This is a genomic window from Thiomonas sp. DCM-2, assembly GCF_056820905.1.
This window is the reverse complement of sequence record NZ_CM165962.1, coordinates 2,198,270-2,210,177: the sequence shown is the minus strand read 5'-3', so window position 1 is coordinate 2,210,177 and position 11,908 is coordinate 2,198,270. Positions and strand designations below refer to the sequence as shown.

Sequence of the window (11,908 nt, the reverse complement as noted above, 5' to 3'; positions counted from 1 at the left end):
CCGGCACTGGGCCCAAATAGGCATCCACCCCCAGCAGCGGTGGTACGCGAATCGTCATTTTTTCAAGAAGCCGGGAATATCTTGGTTTGCTGTGGGGGGGGTGCCTACGAAGTCGTTGGTCGACACGGCGGCCCGTGTGTTGTGGGTGGTCGAGGACTGCATGAGTTTTTCTAACGCTTCGCGTATAGCTAATTCGCCAGGGTGGAGGGCGAGGGCGTGCAATAGATCGGCCACGGCCTCGCGCTTGTCTGGGGCGACCCGATGGACTGCGAGCGCCAGTTGATCGAGGATCTGCGAGAGAGTCAGTTCATGGGGCTGGGCTTGAATGATCGGGGGCGCGCTGGAGAACCATCCATTCAGCTTGGGAATGGCGGTCACGATCTTTATGACCGTTTTTTCTGTAATGGCCTTGCCCCCGGAAAGCATCTGACGGACAAACGCTCCATCCTTGTAGCCAAGCCGACGCCCGAAGGCTGCTTCATTTCCGCCAAATTCCTCATCGATGACGCGCTGCAGTATGCGTCTTCGGCTTTCCTGAACATCTTCTTTAAGCATGCAGCGAAAGCTATCACGCAATAGCATAGCGTTCGGCCCTTGTGAAGCATAGCGAACGCTACTAATATGCGGAGCCATGGAACTTCTCGAATACATTCGTGGACCGGGTTCAAGTGCTGCCGGGCTTGGGCGAAGCCTCGGGATCGCCCCCGCGTTTCTTTACCAGATCGCCCACGGCAAGCGTAAGGCGAATGCCGCTCTGTCCCGATCAATAGAAAGGGCTACAAGGGGCGCCGTCATGCGCTGGGACCTGCGCCCAGACGACTGGCACTTGATCTGGCCCGAACTCATCGATACCGCCGGTGCGCCCGCGATCCCAACACAACAAAGACGAACTCCATGACCGAGCATCGTGAAATCCGTCATTTCCATCTCTTCTGCGGCCTGGGCGGTGGCGCCAAAGGGTTCAACAAGGCGCAGCCGCGAATCCCCGGCATCCAGGGCCGCATGCGCTGCATCGGCGGTATCGATGTCGATCCAGCTGGCATTGCGGATTTCTCGCGGCTGGCCGGTGTCCAGGGCACGGTGCTCGATCTGTTCGACCGATCGCAATACCGCGATTTCCATGGCGCCGAACCTCCTGCAGCGTGGCAAGAGGCGTCGCCTGCTGATATCCAGCAGGCCGCAGGGAATGAGCGACCACACATCGTGTTCCTGTCAGCGCCGTGCAAAGGGTTCTCCGGGCTGCTCTCGGAGACGCGCAGCAAAACCACCAAGTACCAGGCACTGAACCGCTTGACCGTGCGCGGTGTCTGGCTGATGCTCGAAGCCTTTGGCGACGACCCGCCGGAATTCGTCCTGTTCGAGAACGTGCCGCGCATCCAGAACCGCGGCGCGCACCTGCTCAGCCAGATCACATCACTGCTGGAGCAGTATGGCTATGCCGTTGCCGGCGCGCCGCATGATTGCGGCGAACTGGGCGGGCTCGGGCAATCTCGCAAACGCTACCTGCTGGTCGCTCGCCACCGGGAGAAGGTTCCCCCATTCCTCTACGAGCCGCCGAAACTGGCGTTGCGCAGCGTGGGCGAGATCATCGGCCGGTTGCCGGTGCCCGGCGATGGAATCGGTGGGCCGATGCACCGCATGCCACAACTGGCGTGGAAGACCTGGGTGCGCCTGGCCTTCGTCGAAGCGGGCTCGGACTGGCGCTCGTTGAACCGGCTGACCGTCGAAAACGGCCTGCTGCGCGACTATCTGGTCGTGCCGAAGATGCACGATGGCATGGTGACCACTTCTATATCAGCGGCCTTCGCTATCGCTGATCCCCGATTCGACGGACAGCGCAACGACTACATGCAATATGGGGTGATCCCGTGGGGACAGCCCACTGGGGCCATGATCAACGTGAAGTCCCCTGGCCAAGGCAAATTTGCCGTGGCCGACCCCAGGCACTTCGGGCCATCGAAGCACGGCAACGAATTCCGTGTGGTCCGGCGGCGAGATGTTTCCCGCGCTGTCACAGGCGGCCATGGCCCAAGCCAGTGCGTCGCCGATCCACGGGGCGGGACTGACCCGGCAAAGCTGCACAGCAAATACGAGGTGGCAACATGGGATGGTTCAGCGCGCACGGTCATCAGCGGCAGCAACACGGGGCAGGGCGCCTTTGCGGTCGCTGACCCGCGTCCTGGGCTTGCCCGCGACAAGGGCGATCATTACCTGACAGCCGGGCACTACGGCGTCACCGCCTGGGACGCCCCAAGTGGAGCCGTCTCGGCGGCTGCAGGGCACGACAACGGGCGCTGGAGTGTTGCCGACCCGCGAGAGCCTGCGTGCTGCTTTGATGTCGCGGAAGAGGCAGGAGCGCCCTGTGAAATGCCAGGAGCGAATGACAAGCTGGCGGCCAGGATCGTCGCGGAGGACAGAACGTGGCATCGCCCATTCACGACGCTGGAACTGGCCGCGTTGCAGAGCCTGGTGGATCCGGAGGAATGGCTTGAGCTGGAGGGACTGAGCGACAGCGCATGGCGGGAGCGCATCGGCAATGCCGTGCCGCCGGATGCGGCGCAGGCCATCGGCGAAGAAATCGGCCGCACGCTGCTGCTGGCCTGGGCGGGCGAGACCTTCCAGTTGTCCGCGACACCGCTCTGGGTGCGCAACATCGATATCGCAATGTCCCTGGACGTGCCGCAGTTCATCCTCGGAGATTTGTCATGAATCCAGGCATGTCCAACTCCCTGGGTCTTGTCATGGCTCTGCGCATGCGGCGCGCACAGATTCAGACCCACTGCACTGACCAAAGGACCGGCGTCATGACAGCTTCAGGTGGCACCTACCTCAATGAGACTGAACGCCGCGCCGCCGCAGATTGGCTGCGTGGTCAGCTTGACCGTGGCGAAATTGAGCCCGATCTGGCGGCGTACTTCCTTGCACGCCTCGAAGACCTGAAGTCTCCCTTGATTCGCTTTGCCCCTCTGGGAGTAGGCGAAGGCCCGTTTTTGACCCCTGACGAGCGAATGCGACTTGCGGTCGAAATCAGGCAGGAGCTGACTGCGGGAACGCTGTCGGCTGACTCCCAGAAGGCGCAGTTGCTTCCCGCGCTCGAGAACGTACTCAGTGTCCCCTTTGTTTGGCGATCAGACATCAAGGATGCCAACGACCATGGCTAAACCTAGTCTCAATGGCAGGTCGTTGCCAACAGCAACGGGTAAATATCTGAAGCCTTGGATAGCCCTTGCCTCGCGGGCAATCACACCGCCATGCGGAATGATCCCAGCGGCGCAGAGTGAGGCCATCATGGTGAAGTCAACAAGCTCCATGCTTGGCAGGGTAAGCCATGCGTGGAACTTGATGCGGCCTGAATCTGGATGTCCACGTGCCAGCCACTCGTCCACGTCTTCACGAGAACACGAATGCCAAGTTGATCCCGTCGTCGTCTCAACCGCACCGATCGTCAAAACGGGTTCAACGCCCGTCAACATCGCCACCCGTGGCCGCAGGGCCGCATGGATCGGCAAACAACGCCCAGCGACCAGCTTGAGAGGGGGCGGTGTGCCGACAAGCCGGAGCAACTCCTCGACAAAAGAGGCCTCATGCGCATTACCCAGGAATGGTGCCACCTTGGTAGGGCTGTCGGGGATGGCAAGGTTTCTGGCGCATGAGAACGCGACGGCCTCGCGGAATAGTGTTTCGTATTCGTGCATTGCAATCATCCATGAGAGAGCAAAACAGCATACGAGGACGGTTGGATGGCTCTGCTCGAATGTCGCACCGCGCTGTAGTGAGGATCTCCTCACCCCTTCATGGGGTTTGCGTCAGCCCATCGGTCGGCAACGGCCGGTGGGCGCTTTTTCTTCTCGTTCGGCCTTTGGCGTAAAAGGAGCGTGCATCCATGCAATTGCATACTGATCCGGGAATCGAGGCTCTTCCTCAACCGCTCACACCGTCAACGTGCGACCTGCGCGCCATGCCGCACATGCCGCTGGACGTGACGCGGCTGCTGAACTCCGATTTCATCGCCCAGACCGATTGTCACGCCTTCAAGGCCGGCATGACGCTGATGCTCACAAGCTGGCAGCAGGTGCCCGCCGCCAGTCTGCCAGCAGACGACAAATCCCTGGCCTGGTTGGCCCATGTCGCACCACGACGCTGGAGTCGTATCAAAGATCTGGCCCTGCGTGGCTGGGTGCTCTGCAGCGATGGGCGTCTGTACCACCCTGTGATTGCCGAGTTCGCCCTGGACGCCTTCGACAAGGTGCGTGAACGCCTTGACGACAGCGTGCCGTCCCGACGGATCAGCAGCAGCGCCGAGCGCATGCGTCGCCTGCGCGCACGGCAGAAGGCCGAGCGTGACGCCGCGTCACAAGCGTCACATGTGACGCAGGATGTGACGCACAGTGACGTCACACCCGTGACGGAAGTGACGTCACATGTGACGCCCCCTCCCCAGACCCCACCCCATAAAGAAGAAAAAAAAGAGAAAGGGAGTGACGCGTGTGACGCGTCACATGTGACGCCTGGCGTGACGCCCGTCATCGCGTCACGGCCTCAGCGTCACCTCCCCATCCTGCAGGCCATGCCTGCGGCTGCAGACGCTGACGCGTCTTCGCCGCCCCCCATTCCTGAAGGGCAAGCCCAACCCCAAACCGTCAGCAAAGACAAGCACAAGGTGCAGCTGACCAGCGACGAGCAGCACATCGCCGCGACGCTCTGGCAAAGCTACGCGCAGGCCTTTCAGGAACGGTACGACGCGCCCCCTCTGCGGGACGGCAAAGCGAACTACCAGCTCGCCAGCCTCGTCCGCAGTCTGGGCCAGCAGGCACCGGCCGTCGCCGTGCACTACCTGCAGAGCAACAACGACTGGTACGTCCGCAAAGGCCACGACCTCGGCACCCTGCTGGCTGACGCCAGCAAGGTGCGCGCCGACTGGATTGCCGCAAGCAAACGCGCAGCCCAACTCGACGCCGTGCGCATGCGAAATCACCAATCGGTGCAAACAACCACCCAGCCCAAGGCGCCCGCGCCGCAAGCCATCCAGAAAGCGCTGGCCGACTTGCAGCAGAAGTGGACACGTCCTGTCCCTGCTGCGACCGGCACCTGAGTCCTCCACCACCCTGACCATCACCATGCAAGCGACCACCATGCAACCCAACAAAGCACTCCCCCTGGACTTCGGCGCCACCGGCGCCGATCCGCAGCAACTGCGGGCCATTCCGCTCGTCGCCATCCACACCGACGGCGACTTCACTGTGCGTCGGCTTGATGCAGAGGCTCTGGACGATCTGGCCAAGAGCCTGGAGATCGTCGGCCAGCTTCAGCCCATCGGCGTGCGCGCAGCAGGTGCGAACTGGAACCTGGTGTACGGCGAACGCCGCGTGCGCGCCGCGCGGCTGCTCAACTGGGGCACGTTGCTCGCGCGTGTCTATCCACCGGTCGGTGCCGCCGCCGTGGTGCTGCGCGCCACAGAGAACATGCACCGGCAGGAATTCAGTCTGGAAGACGCAGCGGCGACCGTGCTGCGTCTGGTGGAGGCCGGGATGTCTCCGCCCAGCATCGCCAAGGCGCTGGCCCGCCGGGAATCCTGGGTGACTGGCATGCTTTCCCTGGCCCGCAACCCGCTTGCACGCGACCTGGCGTCACTTGGACGCCTGCAGTCAGTCTCGGCCTGGGAAGAGTTCTCCTCGCTCGACGCTGCTCAACAGCGCGGCATCGTCGAATCCAGCGATGTGATCACCGTTGCGCGTTGCGAGGCGGCGCGCAAGGCCTGCCAACAGCAGTCGCAGAAGCGACAGCAAAAGCTGCTCGATGCACCGCCGCAGGCCACGCACCCCACACCCGCTGAGGCACCTGACGAACAGGGAGCCAAGGACGTGTCTGAGGAATCGAGCGAGCCCGTGCTGAAGGTGCGTGTGAGCGCTGCACTGTACCGAGCCCTGAAGCAGATCAGCGAGCAAGAGCACCGCTCCGAGGAAGATGTCTTGCGCGAGGCGCTGGACGCTTGGTTTGCCACCCACCCGATCGCAGCCAGCCATGTCTGACGCACAAAGCCTGTATGACAGCATGGTCGGCGAAGCCCACAAATTCGCATCCGTGAGCACGCTCAGCGTCGAAGACGTGCGCCAGACGCTGTATCTGATGTGCCTGGAACGCGCAGCCGGTATCGACGGCTACAACCCACTGGTCGGTTCAGAACGAGCGTACATCATGGGCCGCATGTGGGGCCTGGTGGAGCGCTGGCGTGCGATGCGATCTCTCGAAGACGAGGAAATGGAAACGGCGCAAGCACCCAGCGTGGAAGAATCGCTCATCACCGTGCAGCAGCGGCAAGTCGAAGAGCTGATCAGGAATGATCTGCATGGCACCGATCGCGAGGCACTGCCAACGCTGCCGACCATGGTCGCTTTGGTTGCGCACAGGGAGCGTACTGTGCGCGAAGTGACGCGACGATGGGGCGTCGAGAGCGGCCATGGGCGGAAGAAGCTGAGTGAGGCGGTGCGCAAGATTGCGGGGCAGTGAGCAAATTGAAGAAGACGAAGGTGGCACGTGACTGCACCAAAGCTCGCCATTTTCTCTGTTGGTACCAGATTTCAGGCGCCGGGCGCTGCTCAAGGCAATGAGCAGTGATATGAGTCACCACCGAGCCGCCAGTCCGTTTCCTTTGGGATAGAGCGGGCTGGCTTGTGGCGTCCAGCTCACCACAGGCTTTACGGGCGGTAGGGCCGCTCCTGCCGCCGTCCATTGCGCCATCCGCCCACCAGGAATGGCTGGTACCGTCACCCCGGCCTTGCTGTAAACCTGCGCACCATACTTTGCCCCAACGGGGCTGGCCAACTGCCCCGTGTTGTACGCCGACAGCGTGGCACGCAGGTCGGCGGATCGTTTCCAGCCTTCCAGCAGCACCGCCTGCGCTGCTCGCAGGTTCTCGCAGGGCTGCAATACCTGATCGATGCTCATGCCCAGCCGTGGCAGATTGCGGCTGTTGATCTGTGCCAGGCCGATGTCCACCGAGTGGCCCTGAGCGATCAAAATGCGAGCGATCTCCGCCGCCTCGGTCAGGCTTGCTGGCCGATAGCTCTTTCCAGATGTATTGTCGTGCAGGGCAAGCGGGTTGCCCCCGCTTTCCTGCTGCACGACCGCAGCCATCGTGACCGGCGCGATGGCCGGAGCGCACTGTTCGAGAAGCGCTGCGGCACTCATGATTCGCGGGTGGCATCGAGCCGGGCACCGAGAGAACCCCCGGCTACGGCACAGCCGTTCCCGGACGCTCCGCGATTCCCGCCCCACAACATGCCGCGGAGCATATCCACGGCCGGCTCGATCAGCCGATAAAAAACGAGGGCAGCAATGATGGATGAAAAAAAGCTGATGTTCATGGCGGTTCCCTTCGGGGGGCGCACCCCTGCGCCCTTCCAAGACTCTGCAGACCGGCCCGCTCCGCAGAGTCTCCATATCGTCCACACACCGTCAATGGAGACTTCATGCGCCTCATCATTGCTGAAAAACCGTCTGTCGCTCAAGCCATCGCCGGAGTCCTCGGCGGCGCTAGGCGAGGCGATGGCTTCATCGAATGCCCGCCAGTCAAGACTCGCGTCACCTGGTGTTTTGGACACCTCTTGGAGCAGGCAAGACCAGAGGATTACGTCCAGGGCGGCAAAGTCTTGCCTTCACACCTTCCTGTCATTCCCGCCCCGTGGCGGCTACAGCCCCGAGACGGTGGCGCAGGCAAGCAGATCAAGGTGATCCGCGATCTGCTCAAAGACGCCACCGAGGTGGTCAACGCTGGCGATGCGGATCGCGAAGGGCAACTGCTGGTGGACGAGGTGCTGCTCTTCCTGGGTTGGAAAGGCAAGACATCGCGTCTGTGGCTGTCCAGCCTGGACGACGAAAGCGTCCAGCGCGCACTGGTCACCGTCAAAAGCAATGACGCCATGCGTCCGCTCTATGAATCCGCGCTGGCGCGTCAGCGCGCCGACTGGCTGATGGGCATGAACTGCTCGATTGCGCTGAGCCGCAATCTGCAAGCCGTGGGTGTTCAGGGAGCCTGGAGCGTCGGCCGGGTGCAGACCCCGACCCTGGCACTGCTGGTCGACCGCAAGCGCGAGATCGACCACTTCAAGCCCCGCGATCACTACCAGGTGGAGGCCGCACTCGATGGCGACACCCGTGCGCTGTGGCAGATCCCCGAGGACTTGCTCATTGATGGGCTGCTTCTGGACAAGGCCGCAGCCGAGGCGGTCGCCAAGGCTGTGGAGGGCCAGAAAGCCACGGTGGAAAAATTCACCCGCAAGACCGGCGAGCGTGCAGCCCCGCTGCCGTACACCCTGGGTGCCCTGCAGAAGGTGGCCAGCAGCCGTCTTGGCCTGTCCGCGAATGACACCCTGGCGGCAGCGCAGGAGCTCTACGAGGCCAAAGTCGCCACCTATCCGCGAACCGATTGTCCGTACCTGCCGACCGAGATGCACGGTGCGGCAGCGGACATTCTCAAAGTGATCGGCGGCGAGGGCATCGCAGGACTCGATCCGGCGCGCAGGCATGCGGCCTGGAATACCAGCAAGGTCGAGGCGCATCACGGCCTGATTCCGACCGGGCAGAATCCGGATACGGTCAGCCTGTCTGCCAACGCCAAGCGAGTATTCGACCTGATCCGGGAGTCATACATCCGCCTGTTCATGCCGTCCGAGAAATTCGAGACTCGGGAAGCGATCTTCGTCTTCTCGACCGGTGAGCATTTCAGGGCCGCGGCGCGCATTGTGTTGGAGCCGGGCTGGACGAAGCTCGGCGCGCAGGACGAGGGGGAGGGCGAGTCAGCCGAAGCGAACGGCAAGCTGCCGATCCTGGCCGAAGGTCAGATGCTGGCCTGCTCCGCAGTGCAGATCCTGTCCAAGCGCACCGTGCCGCCGAAACCCTACACCGACGGCACGCTCATCGCCGCCATGACCGGCATACACAAGCTGGTCACCGATCCGAAGCTCAAGGCCCGGCTGAAGGAGACCTCCGGCCTGGGCACTGAGGCAACGCGGGCCGCGATGATCGAAGTTCTCATCGCCCGCGAATACGCTGAGCGCAAGAAGAAGGAAATCCACCCTACCGAGCGCGGTGTGCAGCTGATCGACATGTTGCGCAAAGTCGCCCCCGAACTTGCCGACCCCGGAACCACCGCCCTGCAAGAAGATGCGCTCGCCTCTGTCGCCAGCAGCCGCATGGCGTTCGACGCCTTCATGGCAGCCCAGCTCGACAGTATGCGCGAAGCAACCCGCAAGTTGCTCGATGGCCAGCTCGGCGCAACGACGGCAACATTCAATGCCTGCCCGGCCTGTGGAGGCAGCCGCTGCGCGAAGCTGACCAGCAAGGCTGGGAACGCCTATCACCGCTGTATGGACTGCCAAGTGGCGTTCGGCGACGACGCGGGCAAACCCGGCAAGCGCTTCGAGGACAAGCCGATAGGTGAGGGCGAGCAGAAGACATCGGGTGCTGCCGGCCCGAAATGCCCGAGCTGCAAGAAGCCGACTTTCAAGAACGAAACCAGGACCGGCAAGGCGTATTACCGGTGCGGCGGATGCAAGAGTGCCTGGTGGCCGGACCGCAAGGATGAAGGCAAGCTTGGAGGAAAATGGGAGCCAATGAAATGAATGAAAATAGATCTCCTGAAAGGCGAGGATCAGGTCTGTCCATTTTGAGATCCACGCTGCGCTCTCTTCCCCTTGCTTTCTTTCCGCCCTTTCGCCTGCATGGCAATATAGTTACAAGGGCTTAGGAATGCTTGTCTCACCTCGGTAATAGACGCCTCTGATGGACACCCGCGGCGCATTTTTCGCGACCAAGACGGGCGCAAAATTGCTTGAAAGTACAGCCATATTATCCCGCGGAACTGGATAGCTCGACGGGTTGGTCGGTGGCGTTGGGCGTAACACTGGAGTTCGAGTCGCTTGTTGCTCGGGGCGTATTTGTCCTGATAAATGACGATGCCGCGGATCGTCGGATTTGAACGGCACCCACCGCACGACTTGCCCCCGCCGCGCACCTGCAATGGACCATCCATCATGAACCACTCTGCACATGTGTTGCCGTCCCGGCAGCGTCTTCTGGTTCTCGGCGGCGGGCGCGGAGGAACCGCCATGCTCGAACTGTTCCTCGGCGATCCGCTGGTCGAGATCGTCGGCGTCATGGACAGTGATCCCCAGGCCCCGGCCATGGCCCTGGCTGCGCAGCAGGGGATCGCGTGCTTCACCGATCTGACGCAAGCCATCGCGGTCTGTCGCCCTTGCATGGCGTTCAACCTCACCGGGGACGAGGCAGTCAGCACCTTTGCGCAGGAACACCTGGGCAATGCCAACGTGGTCGGCGGATTTCAGGCGCACTTTCTGTGGAACCTGCTGACACGGCTGAAGCAGACCAATGACCAGATCACCCATCTGGCCTATCACGACGCCCTCACGGGCCTGCCCAATCGCACCCTGTTCTACGACCGCCTCGCCCAGGCTATTGTCAGGGCCCGCCGCGCGCAGGAGAGGTTTGCCGTGCTCTACCTCGATCTGGATGGCTTCAAGACGGTCAACGATTCCTTCGGCCATGATGTGGGCGATGCCCTGTTGCGAGAAGCCGCGCGGCGTATCCAGGCGTGCGTGCGCGAGTCCGACACCACGGCCCGGATGGGCGGCGATGAATTCACCGCGATCCTGAACGACATCAAGGCGCCTGAAAACGTCCAGCGTGCAACCGACTGCCTGCTGCGTGCACTTTCAAGCCCGTTCGTTCTGAGCGGACGAAACTGTCAAGTCGGCGCCAGCATCGGAGTTGCCATCTACCCGGACAACGCCACGACCGCCGAACAGTTGGTCAAGAGCGCAGACGCCGCCATGTACTGGGCCAAGCAAGGCGGCAAGAATCGCTGCCGATTGTTCGGCCAGTGAATTTCAAGATGGAATCGCATCAACACACAGAATCGCCATCATGGACAACACCAAAAAATCCATTGAACACAGTCAGGTCGATGTGGACTGGAATCACCCCGAACTGCAGGCCCTGCTGGCCAAGATCGAGGGCCTTCGCCTGGACAATCGCGGCATGTTCAAACCCCGCCCCGTGGTCATCCGCACCTTCTGGCCCCAGGCCGATGTGCTGGGCCCAGGCACCCTCACCGGCAATGATGGCAAAGGCAATTGGGTGGTGATGACGGAGTTCCCCATGGACATCGGCACGGGGCTGACCATCGGGCAGGAGATCGAGGAACTGGGCACCACGGTGCATTACCTGTGTGAGGTGCGGCAGTGCCGGCGGGGGCAGCGCCCCGAAGATGTCGATCGCCCCGTGTTCATTTCCACCTTGTTCTGTCAGCGCAGCAAGACGCAACCATGACCCTGAACTTCTTTTCCGCGACCAAGGCGCACCAGGACTGGAAAAAGCGCCTGCTGCAGTGCGTCTGTGACAACTGCAACGACAACCTCGATCCCGAACGGATTGCCAAGGACAACCTCTGCGCTCTGGGGATGTGGCTTTATGAGCGCAAGGCCCAGAATCCCATCCTGTCCAAGGACGCGAACGCGCTGTTCACCCGCCTGCTGGAAGAGCACGCCCAGTTTCACCTGGCAGCCGCGCAGGTCGCCAGAATGGCCTTGGAGGGACAACGTCAGGAGGCACTCACCCAGTTGCAAGGTGGAGACTACGCACGCATCTCCAACCGAGTCATTGCCACACTCGGTGAGTTGTATCTCAAGCGGCGTGAATTTGGGATGGATTAGCTGCAGTGTTTGAGGACTACGGCGGTTGCCATGCACTGACCCCAACGACCAAAAATCCCGCGATCGCGTGAACAATTTCACGCCATCCCCTAAAGATTGCTGCCACCTCGGGGTTCTACCCCTGGATCGACTTTACGTTCACCATAAAAATTGCGTCAGGTTGATGTCAGAAACCTCAG

General features: G+C 62.0%; 14 protein-coding genes. 10 read left to right on the top strand and 4 right to left on the bottom strand.

Annotation, left to right across the window (positions count from 1 at the left end; genetic code table 11):
* Positions 1 to 54: 54 nt before the first annotated feature.
* The gene (locus AC1ZQA_RS10605) at positions 55 to 633 is read right to left on the bottom strand and encodes a hypothetical protein (protein ID WP_141655755.1); all 579 of its coding nucleotides are present in this window, start codon (positions 631 to 633) and stop codon (positions 55 to 57) included.
* Here AC1ZQA_RS10605 and AC1ZQA_RS10600 point away from each other — a divergent pair.
* The 3 genes from AC1ZQA_RS10600 to AC1ZQA_RS10590 are packed head-to-tail and all read left to right on the top strand — an operon-like array spanning position 632 to position 3,161.
* The gene (locus tag AC1ZQA_RS10600) at positions 632 to 898 is read left to right on the top strand and encodes a transcriptional regulator (protein ID WP_072243011.1); all 267 of its coding nucleotides are present in this window, start codon (positions 632 to 634) and stop codon (positions 896 to 898) included. The two genes, AC1ZQA_RS10605 and AC1ZQA_RS10600, sit on opposite strands and share 2 nt — an antisense overlap.
* Complete coding sequence (locus AC1ZQA_RS10595; RefSeq protein WP_055450458.1) at positions 895 to 2,709, top strand: DNA cytosine methyltransferase; 1,815 nt, start codon at positions 895 to 897, stop codon at positions 2,707 to 2,709. Before AC1ZQA_RS10600 ends, AC1ZQA_RS10595 begins: the two co-directional genes overlap by 4 nt.
* A gap of 8 nt (positions 2,710 to 2,717) precedes the next feature.
* Entirely contained in the window at positions 2,718 to 3,161 is a 444-nt protein-coding gene (locus tag AC1ZQA_RS10590; RefSeq protein WP_055450457.1) for a hypothetical protein, read from the top strand.
* On the opposite strand, the gene AC1ZQA_RS10585 is transcribed toward AC1ZQA_RS10590, so the two are convergent.
* A complete protein-coding gene (locus AC1ZQA_RS10585) occupies positions 3,129 to 3,695 on the bottom strand; it encodes a hypothetical protein (protein ID WP_482676877.1) in 567 nt (188 codons plus the stop codon). The two genes, AC1ZQA_RS10590 and AC1ZQA_RS10585, sit on opposite strands and share 33 nt — an antisense overlap.
* 188 nt (positions 3,696 to 3,883) lie before the next feature.
* On the opposite strand from AC1ZQA_RS10585, the gene AC1ZQA_RS10580 reads away from it, so the two are divergent.
* From AC1ZQA_RS10580 to AC1ZQA_RS10570, 3 genes are read left to right on the top strand one after another with little or no spacing between them, the layout of a single operon-like run.
* Positions 3,884 to 5,092 carry a DUF1376 domain-containing protein gene (locus AC1ZQA_RS10580; RefSeq protein WP_482676876.1) on the top strand — a complete coding sequence of 403 codons (1,209 nt, stop codon included), beginning with the start codon at positions 3,884 to 3,886 and terminating at the stop codon, positions 5,090 to 5,092.
* Positions 5,093 to 5,117: 25 nt separating this feature from the next.
* The gene (locus tag AC1ZQA_RS10575; RefSeq protein ID WP_482676875.1) at positions 5,118 to 6,029 is read left to right on the top strand and encodes a ParB/RepB/Spo0J family partition protein; all 912 of its coding nucleotides are present in this window, start codon (positions 5,118 to 5,120) and stop codon (positions 6,027 to 6,029) included.
* On the top strand, positions 6,022 to 6,507 hold the full coding sequence (locus tag AC1ZQA_RS10570) for a hypothetical protein (RefSeq protein ID WP_482676874.1): 486 nt from the start codon (positions 6,022 to 6,024) through the stop codon (positions 6,505 to 6,507). The genes AC1ZQA_RS10575 and AC1ZQA_RS10570 overlap by 8 nt, the downstream gene beginning before the upstream one ends.
* A gap of 114 nt (positions 6,508 to 6,621) precedes the next feature.
* On the opposite strand, the gene AC1ZQA_RS10565 is transcribed toward AC1ZQA_RS10570, so the two are convergent.
* Together AC1ZQA_RS10565 and AC1ZQA_RS10560 are read right to left on the bottom strand one after the other, a co-directional pair.
* Positions 6,622 to 7,188 (bottom strand): lytic transglycosylase domain-containing protein, encoded by a 567-nt coding sequence (locus tag AC1ZQA_RS10565; RefSeq protein WP_482676873.1) that lies wholly within the window; start codon positions 7,186 to 7,188, stop codon positions 6,622 to 6,624.
* The gene (locus tag AC1ZQA_RS10560) at positions 7,185 to 7,364 is read right to left on the bottom strand and encodes a hypothetical protein (RefSeq protein WP_482676872.1); all 180 of its coding nucleotides are present in this window, start codon (positions 7,362 to 7,364) and stop codon (positions 7,185 to 7,187) included. Before AC1ZQA_RS10560 ends, AC1ZQA_RS10565 begins: the two co-directional genes overlap by 4 nt.
* A 105-nt stretch (positions 7,365 to 7,469) precedes the next feature.
* Between AC1ZQA_RS10560 and AC1ZQA_RS10555 the strand changes: the two genes are divergently transcribed.
* From AC1ZQA_RS10555 to AC1ZQA_RS10540, 4 genes are all read left to right on the top strand, one after another.
* Positions 7,470 to 9,620 (top strand): DNA topoisomerase 3, encoded by a 2,151-nt coding sequence (locus tag AC1ZQA_RS10555; protein WP_482676871.1) that lies wholly within the window; start codon positions 7,470 to 7,472, stop codon positions 9,618 to 9,620.
* Between the two features lie 411 nt (positions 9,621 to 10,031).
* Positions 10,032 to 10,901, top strand: a complete 870-nt coding sequence (locus AC1ZQA_RS10550) for a diguanylate cyclase domain-containing protein (protein WP_482676870.1) — start codon at positions 10,032 to 10,034, stop codon at positions 10,899 to 10,901.
* Between the two features lie 40 nt (positions 10,902 to 10,941).
* Complete coding sequence (locus AC1ZQA_RS10545) at positions 10,942 to 11,346, top strand: hypothetical protein (RefSeq protein ID WP_055450439.1); 405 nt, start codon at positions 10,942 to 10,944, stop codon at positions 11,344 to 11,346.
* Complete coding sequence (locus tag AC1ZQA_RS10540; RefSeq protein ID WP_482676869.1) at positions 11,343 to 11,729, top strand: CZB domain-containing protein; 387 nt, start codon at positions 11,343 to 11,345, stop codon at positions 11,727 to 11,729. The genes AC1ZQA_RS10545 and AC1ZQA_RS10540 overlap by 4 nt, the downstream gene beginning before the upstream one ends.
* The last annotated feature ends 179 nt before the right edge of the window (positions 11,730 to 11,908 follow it).